The sequence below is a fragment of the Ferruginibacter paludis genome (assembly GCF_030409685.1).
Lineage (GTDB): Bacteria > Bacteroidota > Bacteroidia > Chitinophagales > Chitinophagaceae > Ferruginibacter > Ferruginibacter paludis.
The window spans coordinates 31,912-49,593 of sequence record NZ_JAUFQJ010000023.1 but is presented as its reverse complement, the minus strand read 5'-3'; the positions used below and the strand labels follow the sequence as shown (position 1 = coordinate 49,593).

Below are 17,682 nucleotides of genomic sequence, written 5' to 3'. Positions count from 1 at the left end.
AATGCAAAAAATCTATTACCAAACACTTGACTTCTTACCGGCCAAATAAACATTTGTATTGGTTACTTTTGCACTACTTATGCAAGTCTTCCACCTCACCAGCAAAATAATCATTACCTGCAGCAACCGGCTTTCTCCTTACCTGCAGCAGGAAATTACTGAACTCGGGTTTACACCAGTCCGTGTTTTTAAAACCGGTGTTGAACTAAAAGGCACGTTAGCGGATTGTATCAAACTCAACCTGAACCTGCGTTGTGCCAGTCAGGTATTGTTTTCTGTAAAAGAATTTACGGCGTACAATGCGGATGATTTGTATAAAACCTTAATTGATTTTGAATGGGAAGATATCATCCCTGCCGATGGCTATTTTTCCATCAGCAGCAATGTCGATAATGAAACCATCAACAATTCGTTATACGCCAATGTAAAAGTGAAAGATGCCATTGTTGACCGCTTCCGCGACAGAACTGGCTTACGTCCCAATTCTGGTCCGGAACTGGATAAAACAGTTATTCATTTATACTGGAAAGAATCCGTGGCGGAAATATTTATTGATACTTCCGGTGAGACATTGTCCAAACATGGATATCGAAAAATACCCGGCAAAGCACCCATGCTGGAAGCCTTGGCTGCAGCCACTTTACTGGCAACCAAATGGGACCGGAAATCGCCCTTTATCAATCCCATGTGCGGATCATCCACACTGGCCATTGAAGCCGCTTTACTGGCTACCAACCGCAGGCCCGGCTTATACCGCAGCAATTACGCTTTTATGCATGTAGCGGGGTTTGCAATCGAGATGTACCAGCAACAACGCCAACGGTTAGACGAAGTAATTAAGGTAGTTCCGGGCCTTACCATCATCGCAACAGACATTAGTGAAGACGCCATCAACATTTCAAAAATAAATGCTGGTGCTGCAGGCGTGGCAGATTTGATTGAGTTTGCTGTTGGTGATTTTGAAACAACCCGTATTCCGGAAGATCAGTCAGGTGTTATCTATTTCAATCCTGAATATGGCGACCGCCTGGGGGTAGCCGCCGCCCTGGAAATTACTTATGGCCGTATGGGTGATTTTTTAAAGAAGAAATGCAAAGGATACTTCGGCTATATCTTCACTGGTAATCTGGAGCTGGCAAAAAAGATTGGTCTTAAACCCAGCCGCCGCATAGAATTTTACACAAGTAAAATTGACTGCCGTTTGTTTGAATATGAATTGTATGCTGGAACAAAAAGAGTGGCCCCCTAACCTCGAAGGACAGCCCCTAACTCCAAGGGGGATTGAGAACAGATTATTGGAATCCGGTGCAATCTTTTCTGGTTATTTGTAGAAGACATTTCATATTGCAAATAGCTAAACAAATCTATTGTCCTCATCTCATTGATTGTACCTTTGCCTCGCAAAAAATCAGTTTTTTATGGACGATTTTATCGCCGCCCGTTCGCAGATGGCGCTGTCGCTGGGCTTTCATATTGTGTTCTCCTGCATCGGTATGGTGATGCCGTTTTTTATGGCTGTTTCCCATTATTATTATCTCAAAACAAATCAGCCGGTTTATAGAAATGTTACCAAAGCATGGAGCAAGGGCGTGGCTATTTTTTTCGCCACCGGCGCTGTATCGGGCACAGTACTTTCTTTTGAACTGGGCTTGTTATGGCCTAAATTTATGCTGCATGCGGGGCCCATTTTCGGACTACCGTTTTCACTGGAAGGCACCGCCTTTTTTATAGAAGCCATTGCACTTGGTTTCTTTCTTTATGGTTGGGACAGGTTTAATAAATGGTTTCACTGGGTTACCGGCGTGGTAGTTGGTATTAGCGGTTTGGTTTCCGGTGTATTGGTTGTGGCCGCCAATGCCTGGATGAATACACCAACTGGTTTTACTTTTGCAAATGGACAATACTCAGACATTGATCCGGTAAAAGCTATCTTTAACCCGGCCTGGTTTTCTCAATCACTGCACATGTCTATCGCTGCTTTTGCTGCTACTGGTTTCGCGGTAGCAGGCATTCATGCGTTGATGATGTTGAAAAGAAAGAATGTAGTTTTTCATACCAAAGCATTTAAAATTGCGGCGGTTTTTGGTGCAGCTGCTGCTATACTGCAACCTTTAAGTGGAGATATTTCTGCAAAATTTGTTGCTAAAACCCAGCCCGCAAAACTGGCTGCGATGGAAGCACATTTTGTTACAGAAAAGTCAGCCGCTTTAATCATTGGAGGTATACCCAATGAAAAAAATAAGGAAGTAAACTATGCATTAAAAATTCCGGGAGGTTTAAGTTTTTTGGCCAATGGTGATTTTAATAGCGAGGTAAAGGGATTGGATAGTGTACCGGAAGAGGAGCGCCCCCCGGTAGCCATATCGCATTATGCATTCCAGGTAATGGTTGCCCTGGGCATGATCATGATGGGTATTGGCATTATGTATTTTATTGCAGTGATAAGAAAAAAACAATGGCGTAACAGCCGCTGGTTGTTGCAATTATTTGTGTGGGCAACGCCATTGGGCTTTATTGCTGTAGAAGCTGGTTGGACAGTAACTGAAGTAGGCAGGCAGCCATGGATTATTTACGGCGTGATGAAGACAAAAGATGCTGTAACGCCAATGCCAGGCATTGTGTATTCGTTTTATCTTTTCAGTGCTGTCTATCTTTCATTGGCGCTGATTGTAATATTTATGTTGTACCGGCAAATAAAAATGGTGGGTAAATTATATGATATTCCGGCAGGCGAACAGTTAATAAATGAATGATTATGCTGTATGTAGTAATGGCGTTTTTGTGGGTGGCGATACTGCTGTATCTTTTAATGGGCGGTGCCGATTTTGGTGCCGGCATCATAGAATTATTTACTACCAAAAAGAACCAGGAAAGAACCCGAAGAACCATGTATCGGGCAATAGGTCCTATTTGGGAAGCCAACCACATGTGGCTTATTATCGTGATTGTGATTTTATTTGTCGGCTTTCCTACTATCTATACTACCATGTCGGTAAATCTGCACATTCCGTTGGTAGGTATGTTACTGGGCATTATCGCAAGAGGCACTGCATTTACTTTTAGAAATTACGATGCAGTAACCGATGAATTGCAGGTAGTTTACAACCGTATTTTTATGTATGCCAGTTGTGTAACGCCATTGTTTTTAGGTATCATTGCCGGTTCGGCAGTTTCAGGTAAAATTGATTCCGCGGCAGGCAATTACCTGGACGCTTATATTTTTAGCTGGCTCAATTTTTTCTCTGTGGCGGTTGGTTTATTTACAGTAAGCATCTGCGGCTTTTTAGCATCTGTGTATCTAATTGGTGAAACGGAAAATGAACAGGACGTTCAACGATTTAAGACAAAAGCACGCACTACCAATATTGCCGCAGCAGTTGCGGGTACACTTGTTTTTATTGCAGCAAAGCTTGATGGCGTGCCACTTGCCGAATGGTTGTTTGGCAATGCCGTGGGGGTAGCCGCCATCGCAACAGCAATGGTGTCACTGGCATTGCTGTGGTATCTTTTATCTAAGGGAAAAAAAATAATTATTCGTGTTTTGGCAGGTTTCCAGGTTACGATGATTTTACTTGCGATTACCTATCAGCATTTCCCAAATATTGTATTGCTCAAAGGCGGTCAATATTTATCCTTAACCGATGGAAGTGCACCCGAAAAAACCATCTACACACTGGCAATGGCATTGCTGATTGGCAGCCTGTTTATTTTACCAGCACTGTTTTATTTAGTGTACGATTTTCAACATAAAAAAATTGTTGTAAGCAAGCCTAAAAAAAATGCCTGATTGAGATTAAGTTATTGCTTTTTTCCAGAACGAGTTTAGCCTTTTTAACTCCGGCAATTAAACCGTTGTTGGTAGATAACTCATTTATTAACGGCTAATTTATTATTGCGATCAGATAAAGAAGTACAATAGATTTCATGTGCATTGTAGTAAATTACTGGGTCGTTAAAAAGTGATTTAGCAATATCATATGCCATTTTATCTTTCGTATTTTATTTCTCTCTGCTTTCGTATGTTGCGTGTGACATTTAAGGCATAGCATAAGCAGGTATAAAAAAACGTGGTAAATAACAATAGCAATCAAAAGCATGAAAACAATCTTATTGTTCCTGTCTTTTTTATTTTTCACCGACGCATCGGCTCAAACAAACGCAATTACAGCTGCAAAGCAAGAGCGGTTTAAAATTGCGGCAGAGATGGATTATTCCGTTAAAAAAGAATTACTAAACAAATGGTATCCGCAATGCATTGATAATATGTATGGCGGTTTTCTCACCACTTATACGTACGATTTTAAACCTACCGGTCCACAGGATAAATTTATTGTAACCCAGGCAAGGCATACCTGGACAAGCGCAAAGGCGGCATCGTTGTATCCCAATATAAAATATTATATGAAGGCCTCGGCAAACGGGTTTCATTTTTTACGGGATGTAATGTGGGATAAAACTTACGGCGGATTTTACAACCTTGTCACGCGGAAGGGTACAGACAAAAGCAATCCTGATGCTCCCAAGGAAGCCTATGGAAACGCCTTTGCTATTTATGCGCTGTCTGCTTACTACAAATCATCTGGTGATACAGGCGCTTTGAACCTGGCGAAGAAGACATTTTTGTGGCTGGAACAGCACAGTCACGATCCGGTGTATAAGGGTTACTACCAGCATTTAAAAAGAGATGGCAGTGTTGTAAAAAGAGATGCAGCTACACCTTCAACCGCTGACCTGGGTTACAAAGACCAGAATTCTTCTATTCATTTACTGGAAGCATTTACAGAATTATACGCTGTATGGCCAGATAATTTGGTGAAGGAAAGGCTGGAGGAAATGCTTTATTTGATAAGAGATAAAATCACCAACCCCAAAGGGTACCTCACACTTTTTTTTACACCAGATTGGGTGCCGGTGTCATTTAAGGATTCATCAGAAGCTGTTATAAGGAAACATACATATTTAGACCATGTATCTTTTGGCCATGATATAGAAACTGCTTACCTGATGCTGGAAGCGTCGCACGCATTGGGGATAAAAAACGATACCGCCACATTATATGCAGGCAAAAAGATGGTAGACCACGCACTGCGCAATGGCTGGGATAATTCAATTGGTGGCTTTTATGATGAAGGATACTATTTTAAAAACCGTGATACCATTTCCATATTGCTGGACAGTAAAAACTGGTGGGCACAGGCTGAAGGTATGAACACCTTACTGCTCATGGCAGATTATTTTCCCAATGATGCGATGCAGTATTATGCTAAATTTAAAAAGCAGTGGAAGTATATACAAACCTACCTGATTGATCATGTAAACGGAGACTGGTACGAAGAAGGATTGGATAAAGAACCGCAAAGAAAGACTGCTTTAAAAGGACATATATGGAAAGGAAATTATCACAATTTCAGGGCTTTGTCCAACTGTATTCAGCGGTTGAAAAAAGTCAATGGTAAGGGAGAATAAAACAAGTTTAATTCATATTCGTACTATCCGATCTTCTTTTCATAATTTACACAAAGAAATCAACAAAGCTGCTTATGAAATTTCATTTTAAAAGAGTCGCCGCAGGTGTATGTATTTTGTTTCTTACTGTAACAGCTTTTACAATCCATAAAGATATACCCACCGAGTTGCCTGCAACAGCCTTATTCCCTTATGGGAGATGCCTGATTAATAAAGAACATAATCTTGAACTGATAAGTTCAGCCGTTCATTTTGGGTTTAGTTTTGAAGGTAAGGATTGCCAGGTTGTTGCATCCATCGCCAATACACAAGACCGCAATTACCTGCAATATGAACTGGATGGTGTTTATCAAAAGCGGATTAAGGTTTCAAAAAATTCACATGTCCCTCTTGTCATTTCCGCTGGTGAAGATGGCAAACATATCGTGTGGATTTACAAGGCTACGGAAGCACATACCGGAGCAATTATAATAGAAAAAATAATCGGGCAAAGTGTAAAAGCCATTAAACCAAAATCAGCACCGCTGATAGAATTTATTGGCAACAGTATAACCTGTGGTGCTGCAGCAGATACTTCTGAAGTGCCGTGCGGAACAGGAGAGTATCATGATCAGCACAACGCCTATTATGCTTATGGCCCAAGGGTTGCAAGGGAATTAAAAACCAATTTTATATTAAGCAGTGTTAGCGGTATCGGCATCTATCGCAACTGGAACAGTGATGCGCCGGTTATGCCACAGGTATACGAAAAAGCGGATTTCCAGGAAAGCAGTTCAGCCATGTGGGATTTTAAATTGTACACACCAAGAATTGTGAGCATTGCATTGGGCACAAATGATTTCAGCAATGGTGATGGCCTCAAAAAAAGGTTGCCGTTTGACAGCGGGATTTTTGTAAGCAGCTATATCCAATTTGTACAGCTGGTAAAATCAAAATACCCGGTGGCACAAATAGCGCTGCTCAGCAGTGCGATGGTAAATGGCAGTAACAGGATACTGCTGCAGAATTGCCTGCTGGCAGTACAAAAAAATATTGATGAGTTGTATCCTGCGGATAAAAAAGTAGCCGTGTTTTTTTTCGAACCTATGCAGGCAACCGGTTGCGGCGGTCACCCTTCTGTCGCTGAACACGCAATACTCGCCGAAGAGTTAATTCCCTTTTTTAGAAAATTATTGAAAGGTTAACAATCTCGTCACCAGATATATACAACCGATTTATTTAAGTGAATGTAAAAACTGGAGGCTTTGCGGAATTTGTTCTACTGGTGTGGGCGATTCATCTTCTATAAAACAATATTTAATACCGATTTTTTTTGCTTCTTTCATAACGGCTGCAATGCCAACATCTCCTTGTCCAAGTACAACATTGGTTTCATCCGGGGCATGTCCTTCCTGGTTTCCTTCCGTGCCGGGTTTACGGTCTTTTAAATGCAGCAGTAAAAAACGTTTGGGATATTTTTTTAGCAATGCTACCGGATCTTGTCCAGGGTGCTTTACCCAAAAAACATCCATTTCAAAATTTACATACCTGGCATTGGTGTTTTTTACCAGGTAGTCGAACATGGTTCCATCTTCAAAAGGCATGAATTCATATCCATGCGGATGGTAGCAAAATTGCAGACCATTTTCTTTCAGCACCTTTCCGGCAGTATTAAAAACCGCGATGGCTTTTTGCGCATCTTCAATTGTAAAGGCACCTTTGTGCGGCACCCAGGCGCACATGATAAATTTGCTGCCAAAAGCTTTTGCATTGTCTGCCACCAGTTGCGGATTGTTTTGAAGTTCTTCAAAACCGGCACCGTAGCTAACCATTTGCAGGTTGTTTTGCTTCAGCAATTTTTTATATTCTTCAACAGGTAAATTATAGGTACCGCCTCCTTCAATGGCCGTAATTTTCCAATCTTTTATTTTGGCGAGCGTACCCGGCACGTCTGTTTTAAATTGATTGCGGAGACTGTATAATTGCAGCCCGATTTGTTGGGCAGGCAACAAGTTTACTGAGCCAATCGTTAAGCTGCAGAAGATGATAAACACTTGTAAAATTGGTGAAACTTTCATACTGGCAATTGTTTTAAAGGTGTAGCTCTATCTTCATAAAGTTAAATCGTTTACACTATATAATGCTGATAATTATGATAGCAGTTAAATAAAAAAATCGCAGCGTTACGGCTTTGATCCATTGCTGTTGTTTTAACCCTGCAATAAAATTGGCAAAATTAAAATGCAAAGCAAACTTCAGAATGCAGGAACAGTTTCGCAATTGTTATATTTATCAATATTTTTAAGAAAAATCAAGCTGGATGAAAAAACTAATCATGAGCGCTGCATTGGCAGTTTTAGCAACAGGTGTAACAGCACAAATTAATTTTGGCGCACATTTGGGTGGAAATTTTGCTAATCTCCAGGGAGAACGTACAGAATCCGGGACAACCACCAAGGGGTTGACCAAACCCAAATTTGGATTTCTTGCTGGTGTTGTAGCTGTTGTGCCTGTAACGCATGTAATTTCTTTCAGACCCGAATTGAATATTATTCAAAAAGGGTATAATGCAAATTATAACAAGACTGATGCGACGATGAGTTTAGCATCAACAGGAGAGGGAACTTTTAATTTTATTGAACTGCCTTTAAATTTTGTCTACAGTTTTCCATCAGGAGCCAACACCTTTTATTTGGGGATAGGTCCATCCGTCAGTTATGGCTTGTCTGGGAAATATAATTATACTATCAACACTACTATGTCGGGTTACCCTCCCCAAACTTTATCCGGCAATGGTCATGTGAGGTTTGATGGGAAAAAAGATAGTGAGATCTCCGCCAGCGATCCAGATAAACACATCAAGGCGCTTGACTTTGGCGGTAATATCCTGGCTGGCTATAAATTCCCGGGCGGAATATATTTTCAGGCGGGTTATACCATGGGCTTTAACGATATTGATCCTAACCCAAATTCATCCTTAAAAACAAATGGCGCAAATTTTAAAGTGGGTTATATATTTGGAGGAAAGACGGGCAACTGATAAAGTAAAATTTTGGAATATAAAAAGTGGTCGCATTTTTAATAACACGACCATTTTTTTGTATTGAGTACACTATTAAGATAATGAGAAATCAGGTAGCTGAAGGTGTATCATAAGCCCATTTAACCAAAGTTGCACCCCAGGTAAATCCGCCGCCGAATGCCGCCAATACAATGTTATCACCTTTGTGTAACTGGCTTTCCCACTCCCACAAACACAGTGGGATAGTACCCGCCGTAGTATTGCCATACCGCTGAATATTTACCATTACCTTTTCTGCCGGTAAGCCCATGCGGTTGGCGGTGGCATCAATAATTCTTTTGTTGGCCTGGTGCGGTACCAGCCAGGCAATATCATCACCTGTCAGGTGGTTGCGTTGCAATAAATCATATGCCGCATCAGCCATACCTTTTACCGCCGCTTTAAATACAGGCTGTCCTTCCTGAAATATATAATGTTCTTTGGCTTGCACGGTTTCAACAGATGCCGGCCGTAAAGATCCGCCCGCTTTCATGTGCAGGTAATTTTTGCCTGATCCGTCGCTTTTCAATAAACTATCCATCACCCCAACATCTTCTGTAGAAGGTTCCAGTAAAACCGCTCCTGCACCGTCACCAAAAATAATGCAGGTTGTACGATCCGTATAATCTACGATGGCACTCATTTTATCACCCCCAACAATAACTACTTTTTTATAGCGTCCACTTTCAATTAACGCGGCGCCGGTTGTTAATCCGAATAAAAAACCGGAACAGGCGGCGCTTAAATCAAATCCCCAGGCATTTATAGCACCAATTTTATCGCAGATGATGTTAGCTGTTGCAGGAAAAATCATATCCGGTGTTACCGTAGCACAGATCATGCAATCAATTTCAGTAGGGTCAATGCCTCTTTTTTTGCATATTTCCAGCACCGCTGGAACAGCCATATCCGAAGTAGCCAGGCCTTCTCCCTTCAAAATTCTTCTTTCTTCCACACCCGTCCTGCTCCTGATCCATTCATCATTGGTATCAATCATTGTTTCCAGTATGGCATTGGTTAACCTGTATTCCGGAACGTATCCACCAACTGAAGTAATTGCTGCGGTAATTTTTTGCATATCGTATAAAAGATTTTTATTTTAGGTTTTATTTGATAATTTTAAAAGCGGGCAAAAATACGCTAAAAATCGCAAGGATGAATTTCAATACCTTCGGTCGGTTTTTATGCTTATTTTCGCAGCTGACTCAAAGAAAGACATGTACGCATACCTGGAAGGCAAATTTACTATGAAGAATGCGGCGCAGGTTTATGTGGACATAAACGGCGTTGGATACGAATTAAATATAAGCCTGAACACATTTACCTATATCCAAAATTTAGAAAAAGGTAAATTATATACTTACCTGCAGATAAAGGAAGACGGACACACACTCTATGGGTTTTTTGATAAGGGAGAAAAAGAAATGTTTATTCAGCTGATCAGTGTTTCCGGCGTTGGTGCTGCAACTGCCAGAATGATGCTGTCTCACCTGAAACCCGAAGAAGTAAGCAAAGCTATTATCCAAAACAATGTAAAACTGCTGGAAAGCGTAAAAGGAATTGGCAAAAAAACAGCTGAAAGACTGGTACTTGAATTAAGAGATAAAGTAGCCAAAGCCGCAACGGATCTCAGCCTGCCTGCCACAGTGGGCAATAGATTACAGCAGGATGCGTTAAATGCATTGGTTTCATTGGGTATATCCCGTCCACAGGCGGAATTGGCAATACAAAAAATCAACCACACTGAACCCGACATAAACAATTTAGAAGATTTAATAAAAAAAGCGCTTAAAGCCATTTGATCAAATTTTACTTTAATTGATTTAGCGGATGTTTTTTAAAAGAAAATTGTTACCAAAAGTAATTGGCTTTGGGTTGGGACAGTTAGTGGTTTTACTTTCAATTTCACTTTCCATTTCGGCACAAAATAATACCCCTTCAGGCAGAAATTTGCCTGCTATAGGCGATACCATTCCGCCAAAGGGACTGCCGTATCCCATTCATGATACCCGCAATGATTTTATGAACAGCGGTATTAAAAATACCCTGGATTTTAAAAAGCCATCCAACATTACAGATTCCGTTGCATACGATCCTGAAACACATTTATATACCCTCTACGAAAAAATAGGCAACAAATATTACCGTACTCCCACCACATACACTTTTGATGAATACTGGGCGTTGAAAAACAAACAGGCGGAACTGGATTATTTTAAGAAGCGGGCCAACACAATGAATTTGTTGAACCGCAAACTGACCAAGCCCAAAATGTCGTTGTATGATAACCTTTTTAACCGCTTATTTGGCAATGGTAAAATTGATATAGCGCCACAGGGCAACGTGGATATTACCGCAGGTTACCAGGGACAAAATATAAAAAATCCCACACTGCCGGAAAGAGCCAGGAAGAATGGCGGCTTCGATTTTAATATGGCCGCCCAGGTAAATGTAAATGCCAATATCGGCGACAAATTAAAATTTCCCATCAACTACAACACACTTGCCAATTTTGGGCAGGATAACCAGTTAAAGCTCGACTATTCGGGCGTGGATGATGAAATTATAAAACGTATTGAAGCAGGGGCTGTTACATTTAGCTCCCGCAGTACTTTTATTCCCGGAGCGCAGCAGTTATTTGGTTTAAAAACACAGTTACAGTTTGGTAAACTGAATGTAACTTCTGTATTGGCCTATCAAAAATCAGCAAGGCAAACAGCCAACCTGCAGGGTGGCGCGGCTTCGCAGGTGATAGACATTAAAGCAGATGAATACGAAGAGAACCGTCACTTTTTACTGGGCCAGTATTTTAAAGACAACTATAACAAGGTATTGGCGAAACTGCCAGCTGTGACAACGCCTGTGCAAATTCTTAGGTTAGAGGTTTGGGTGACCAATAAAAATGGTGGAACAACCAATACAAGAGACATCGTCGGCTTAATGGACCTGGGCGAAAAAAATCCGTTTCGTGCTCCGCCAACAATCAATGTGATAAGCAATTTTGCTCCCCCACAAAATGGAACCAATGACCTTTATAGTAAAATAATAACTAACGGCAATAACAGAAACCCCGCTTTGGTGGTTAGTAATCTGCAGGCTTTGGGCCTTGCGCCGGTACAGGATTTTGAGAAGACATTTGCCCGGAAACTGGATTCAACCGCGTATGTTTTTAACCGGCAGGCGGGATATATTTCTTTAAGTCAGCCCCTGCAATCGGATGAGGTACTGGCCGTAGCTTATCAATACTCTTATAACGGGCATACGTACCAGGTGGGTGAATTTTCACAGGATCTTCCGCCAGACAGCACTTCGGCTACACAAAAGGTGTTGTTTCTAAAATTATTAAAAGCAACGTCCCAGCGTACCCAATTACCTATCTGGCAACTGATGATGAAAAACGTTTATTCTGTTGGTTATGGTGTACTGACTCCAACAGATTTTAAACTGAATTTGTTATACCAGGAACCAAGCCTCGGAGCAAAAAGATATGTGCCTTTCGGCGATAAAAACCAGGGTACACCTATTTTAACACTGGTAAATTTAGACCGGCTTAACAGTAACCGGGATCCGCAGCCGGATGGTGTATTTGATTATGTGGAGGGCTTTACAGTTATATCACAATACAGCAGAATTGTGTTTCCTGTATTGGAGCCTTTTGGCCGCGACCTTGCGACACAGATATACAATGTGATACCTGCAACAGCCAAGGATACGTTGTATTATGCATTGTATGATTCCATTAAGGCAGTGGCGCAGCAATACCCAAATCTGAACCGGTTTGTAATGAAGGGGTCTGCCAAAACTTCGGGCTCATCCGATATCAGCATTGGTTATAATATTCCAAAGGGCAGTGTTAAAGTAACCGCAGGCGGACAAACATTAACCGAAGGAGTAGACTATGATATTAATTATGACCTTGGTACCATTAAAGTTACCAACCAAGCCATTTTGAATGCAGGTTTACCAGTTCAAGTAAACTTTGAAAATAATGCCGGTTACGGCTTGCAGCAAAAATCTTTTTTAGGATTGCGGCTGGATTACCTGGCGAAAAATACCCTGAAAGAACAACTGGCCATCGGTGGTACCATTGTCCGGTTAAGCGAGCGACCTTTTTTTACAAAAAATAATATTGGCGAAGACCCGATAAAAAATACCATGTACGGGCTGGATGTGAATTACCGGAAAGAAACACCAAGAATTACTAAGTTGTTGGATAAGCTCCCGTTCTATTCAACCACTGCACCATCAACCATTAATTTTTATGCAGAAGGCGCTTACCTGCAACCCGGGCATGCTTCGCAAATAGGCAAGGGCTCCGCAGGTGCTGTGTACATTGATGATTTTGAAGGAAGTAAATCTGGTATTGACCTTCGCTTTCCTGCCATCAGCTGGGGACTTGCTTCTACTCCGCAGGGTGCCACTGATGAGGCGGGTAATGAAATTTTTAAGGAAGGAAAATTAAATAATAACCTGGATTATGGAAAGAACAGGGCTAAACTAGCCTGGTACCAGATTGAGCCAGCTTTGCAACTGTATAAAGGGGCTAATAACCCGCTCGGCAATAACAGGGACGAACTGAGCGATCCGCAGGTGCGCCTGATAAGTCAGAGTGAAATTTTTCCTCAACGGACTACTGACTATGGACAAAACCAGTTAACAACGTTTGACCTTGCCTATTATCCTGATCAGAAGGGACCTTATAATTTTGATGCCTCTCCTTTAAGTATTGATGCGAATAACCGTTTAAAAAACCCAACGCAACGATGGGGTGGTTTAATGCGCAATATTGATCAGACAGATTTTGAAACAGCCAATGTAGAGTTTATAGAATTTTGGGTGCAGGATCCATTTATTAAAACGCCCATCTCCCCAACAGCGGGAGGTAAATTGTATTTTAACCTGGGTAATATTTCGGAAGATGTGTTGAAAGATGGCCGCCGTTTTTACGAAAATGGAATGCCTACGCCGAATGCACCGGCTCAGGTAGATTCTACTACCGTTTGGGGTAAGGCTCCCTTAAACCCGATACAGGTGACCAATGCCTTTAGCAATGATGCGAACGAACGGCAATACCAGGACGTTGGTTTTGACGGTTTGGATGATGCTGCTGAAAAAATAAAGAGGGCACCCTATCTTGCTGCTTTGGGCCCTGTACTTAATAGTGCCGCTTTACAGGAAGTGTCTGCTGATCCTTCACAGGATGATTATACGCACTACAGGGATGCTGCTTTCACGGCCAATGACGGGATTTTAAAAAGGTATAAAAATTTCAATAATCCCCAGGGTAATTCAAAAGTAAATGATGGATCTATCTTTTCATCAGCAGCAACACTTTATCCTGATGCAGAAGATTTGAATAAAGACAATACCATGAACGAGTCGGAAGAATATTTCCAGTACATCGTGGATATCAAACCGCAAACAGATCCGAACATGCAGATTGGGGTTAATTATATTGTAGATAAAAAAGTGGTGGGTGTAAAATTGGTAAATGGCAATACCCGTAACGAAACCTGGTACCAGTTTAAAATTCCCATCGGATCGTACAACAGGAAAATAGGTAATATACCCGACTTTAAATCCATTCGTTTTATAAGAATGTTCCTGACAGATTTTTCTGACTCAGTAGTAATGCGTTTTGGAAAACTGGAATTAACCCGCAACATCTGGCGCAGCTTTAAAAATAAAATTGATACCACCGGAATTTATTCTCCTATTTCTACCAACGTAGACTTTAATGTAGGGGCTGTTAACATTGAAGAAAATGACAAACGTTCTCCGTTGCCTTACCGCACACCAAGAGAAATTCAGCGCCAGCAAATTCAAAGCAACAACGGTGTTAATCTGTTGCAAAATGAGCAAAGTATGTCGCTGCAGTTTTGTGCTTTGGGTAAGAATGACGCAAGAGGTGTATTCCAAACTTTTGCCAACAGGGACATTCGCCAGTATGGTAATTTAAGCATGTACATACATGCAGAGAACAATGTCAAAAGTCCAAACAGTATTAAAGACAAAGACCTGAATGCTGTTATAAGGATAGGAACTGACTTTGTAAGCAACTATTACGAAATAAAAATTCCTTTGTATATGACGCCGCTTGGGGCCAATACGCTGAATCCTAATACAGATGCCTATAACGATACATTATGGCGGGCCATCAATAACCTCAATGTAGATCTTACCCTGTTACCCAAGTTAAAACAGCTACGAAATGTACAGGGTTCACCGACTGTTATTTTCAGTGCACTGCAGGGCAATGGTCAAACATATTCAATACTCGGCGATCCTAACCTCGGCGAGCTGAGGGGCGTATTGATTGGTGTCGAAAATGTAAATAATCCGAACGCCTGCGGCGAAATATGGGTGAACGAACTGCGGCTTACGTCTATCAATGAAAAAGGAGGGTATGCAGCCCTGGCAAGAATGGACATGAACCTGGCAGATTTGGGTACCGTAACTGGTTCAATTTCCACACATAGCAGCGGGTTTGGAACGCTGGAACAAAGGGTAGACGAGCGATTCAGGGATGATATGACCCAATTTGATGTAGCCGCTAACCTGGAATTAGGAAAATTGTTACCTAAAAAAGCAGCTATCTCCATACCTGTTTTTGCCAGTATTTCTCAAACCGTCAGCAAGCCGTTGTATGATCCATATGATCTGGACATCAAACTAAAAGATAAGCTGTCTGTGTCTCCTGCCAAAATGAGAGACTCGATAAAAAATGCAGCAGTAGATTTTACCAGTACCAAAACACTGAATTTTACGAACGTTCGCAAAAACCGCACGGGTACAAAAAAGCCTAAAATTTACGACATAGAAAATGTGGATGTCAGTTATTCTTATATCAATATAACAGCCCATAGTCCGTTGATAGAAAACAATGAAATTACGCGGCACCGTGGCGGTTTGGGCTACAATTTTGTACCGCAGCCAAAATACATTGAGCCATTCAAAAAAATGAAACTGTTTACCAAACGCAAAAAGCATTGGTTCGATTTGGTAAAAGATATCAATGTAAACCCGGTACCCTCACAGCTAAGTTTCAGAGCCGATATTCAGCGGCAGTTTGGTGCCATCAGGCCAAGAAGTGTTGGATCTGACAAATATAAAATTCCCGAAACCTATGACAAGTACTTCACTTTTCAACGGGATTATATTTTGCGCTGGGGTCTTACACGGTCCATCATGTTTGATTTTAATGCTACCAATAACAGTCGCATTGACGAACCTTACGGCCGTATTGATACAAAAGAAAAGAAGGATACTATTATTAAAAACTTATTTAAGGGAGGGCGAAATACGTTGTACAATCAAACGGCGAACGTAAGTTATACGTTACCTACAGCAAAATTTCCCCTGCTTGACTGGACAACGGTAAACCTGAAATACCAGGCTACTTACCGCTGGATCGGCGCTTCCAGGCTGGCTGTTGAGCTTGGCAATATTTTAGAAAACGGCCAATCCAAAGAAGCGACCGCTCAATTGGATTTCACCCGGTTGTACAACAAATCAAAATTTTTCAGGGTCATCGACCAACCGAAAGCAGAGCGAACAGAAAAAAATATCACCATTAAAAAAGATACGCTGTATAAGTATGTGATGAAAGACAGCATCAGGATTAAACAAATCAGGAAAATCAAAACAAGAAAAATAAAAGATCCCAACGCCATGCCATATGTAGGCAATATGGGCCGTGCTTTTGGTAAACTGGTGAGTAGTTTAAAACAGGTAAATGTTTCGTTATCTGAAAATGCCAATACCCGTTTACCCGGTTATATGGACAGCACGCAGGAAATAGGACGCAACTGGCGCAGCATGCAGCCTGATATGGGTTTTATTGCAGGCAATCAACCAGATACCAATTGGATGAGTGCTGCTGCAAGGAAAGGGCTGATTACAAGAGACAGTAATTTCAACACTATTTTTCAGCAATCCTTTGATCAGCGGCTGACGGTTACTGCTCAGCTGGAGCCGATACGTGATTTGCAGATTTCTGTAAACCTCAATAAAACGTTCAGTAAAAATTATTCTGAAATATTTAAAGATACAACCGGTACGGGCAATAATTTTGGTCACTTGAGTCCTTATTCCGGTGGAAGTTTTGATATTAGTTTTATATCCTACAAAACCTTGTTTGGCAAATTTGATCCCAACAGAATTTCCACCACGTTTCAAAAGTTCGAGTCGTACAGGCAAATTATTTCACAACGACTGGGCACTGCGAACAAATACAATGCAGGTATTCCGTCGGATGCGGATGGCTATGCGCATGGGTACAACCGCTATGCAACAGACGTTTTGATTCCTGCATTTGTTGCGGCTTATTCTGGTAAAGACCCCAAGTCTATCTCCCTTATCAATCAAAGCAATCCAAACATCAAATCAAATCCTTACAAAGGGTTTATACCTAAGCCCAATTGGAAAATTGATTACACTGGCCTTAGCAGGGTAAAGGGACTGGAAAAAATATTCAGTAACATCACCTTATCACATGCATATAACGGAAGCCTGAGCATGAATGGATTTACTTCAGCCTTATTTTATGCAGATCAGTTCAGGTACGGATTTCCTTCTTTTTACGATACGGTTTCTAAAAATTATGTTCCCTACTTTTTGGTTCCCAACATCACTATTACAGAGCAGTTTGCACCACTGGTGGGTATCGATGTAATGTTCACCAACCAGGTACAGTTTAAAATTGACTATACAAAACAGCGTACTCTCAGTTTAAGCCTGATAGATTTCCAGTTGAGCGAAACCCGGTCTACTGAATTTTCTATTGGTGGCGGCTACCGTAAAAAAGGGCTGCGATTGCTAGGTGGTTTGACGTTGCCCAAGTTCCTAAGCAAGGGTGGGAAAGGTAAACTGGATAATGAAATCAATTTCCGGTTTGATATGAAAATCCGTGACAATGTTACTGTAAACAACCGGCTTGACCAGGAAGCCACATTACCTACAGGCGGTAGTAAAGAAATAACACTTTCGCCAACTATTGATTATTACCTTAATAGCAGGGTAAACCTTAAACTATATTTTGATCAGCGAAGGGTAATTCCATATATTTCATCGAGTGCGCCGATTACCAATACAAGGGCAGGTGTGCAAATAAGAATTTCGCTGGCACAATAACTACTAATAAAACGTATATCATCCTCGCTTAACGGTGAGGATTT

10 protein-coding genes are annotated in these 17,682 nt (G+C 41.3%); 8 read left to right on the top strand and 2 right to left on the bottom strand.

Features of this window, described 5'->3' with window-relative positions; all coding sequences use genetic code 11:
• The first annotated feature begins 79 nt into the window (after positions 1-79).
• From QWZ08_RS24050 to QWZ08_RS24030, 5 genes are all read left to right on the top strand, one after another.
• Positions 80-1,249, top strand: a complete 1,170-nt coding sequence (locus QWZ08_RS24050) for a THUMP domain-containing class I SAM-dependent RNA methyltransferase (protein ID WP_290340165.1) — start codon at positions 80-82, stop codon at positions 1,247-1,249.
• A gap of 169 nt (positions 1,250-1,418) precedes the next feature.
• A complete protein-coding gene (locus tag QWZ08_RS24045; protein WP_290340164.1) occupies positions 1,419-2,753 on the top strand; it encodes a cytochrome ubiquinol oxidase subunit I in 1,335 nt (444 codons plus the stop codon).
• 2 nt (positions 2,754-2,755) lie between these two features.
• Positions 2,756-3,787 carry a cytochrome d ubiquinol oxidase subunit II gene (locus QWZ08_RS24040; protein WP_290340163.1) on the top strand — a complete coding sequence of 344 codons (1,032 nt, stop codon included), beginning with the start codon at positions 2,756-2,758 and terminating at the stop codon, positions 3,785-3,787.
• A gap of 308 nt (positions 3,788-4,095) precedes the next feature.
• The gene (locus tag QWZ08_RS24035; RefSeq protein WP_290340162.1) at positions 4,096-5,466 is read left to right on the top strand and encodes an AGE family epimerase/isomerase; all 1,371 of its coding nucleotides are present in this window, start codon (positions 4,096-4,098) and stop codon (positions 5,464-5,466) included.
• Between the two features lie 74 nt (positions 5,467-5,540).
• The gene (locus tag QWZ08_RS24030) at positions 5,541-6,650 is read left to right on the top strand and encodes an SGNH/GDSL hydrolase family protein (RefSeq protein ID WP_290340161.1); all 1,110 of its coding nucleotides are present in this window, start codon (positions 5,541-5,543) and stop codon (positions 6,648-6,650) included.
• A gap of 30 nt (positions 6,651-6,680) precedes the next feature.
• Here QWZ08_RS24030 and QWZ08_RS24025 read toward each other — a convergent pair whose 3' ends face one another.
• Complete coding sequence (locus QWZ08_RS24025; RefSeq protein ID WP_290340160.1) at positions 6,681-7,523, bottom strand: sugar phosphate isomerase/epimerase family protein; 843 nt, start codon at positions 7,521-7,523, stop codon at positions 6,681-6,683.
• Between the two features lie 242 nt (positions 7,524-7,765).
• On the opposite strand from QWZ08_RS24025, the gene QWZ08_RS24020 reads away from it, so the two are divergent.
• A complete protein-coding gene (locus tag QWZ08_RS24020) occupies positions 7,766-8,485 on the top strand; it encodes a porin family protein (RefSeq protein ID WP_290340159.1) in 720 nt (239 codons plus the stop codon).
• Positions 8,486-8,576: 91 nt separating this feature from the next.
• Here QWZ08_RS24020 and QWZ08_RS24015 read toward each other — a convergent pair whose 3' ends face one another.
• Positions 8,577-9,584, bottom strand: coding sequence for a beta-ketoacyl-ACP synthase III (locus QWZ08_RS24015; protein ID WP_290340158.1), 1,008 nt, complete (start codon positions 9,582-9,584; stop codon positions 8,577-8,579).
• Between the two features lie 106 nt (positions 9,585-9,690).
• Here QWZ08_RS24015 and ruvA point away from each other — a divergent pair, with 106 nt between their 5' ends.
• Together ruvA and sov are read left to right on the top strand one after the other, a co-directional pair.
• Complete coding sequence (gene ruvA / locus QWZ08_RS24010) at positions 9,691-10,308, top strand: Holliday junction branch migration protein RuvA (RefSeq protein ID WP_290340157.1); 618 nt, start codon at positions 9,691-9,693, stop codon at positions 10,306-10,308.
• Between the two features lie 28 nt (positions 10,309-10,336).
• On the top strand, positions 10,337-17,638 hold the full coding sequence (gene sov / locus QWZ08_RS24005) for a T9SS outer membrane translocon Sov/SprA (protein WP_290340156.1): 7,302 nt from the start codon (positions 10,337-10,339) through the stop codon (positions 17,636-17,638).
• The last annotated feature ends 44 nt before the right edge of the window (positions 17,639-17,682 follow it).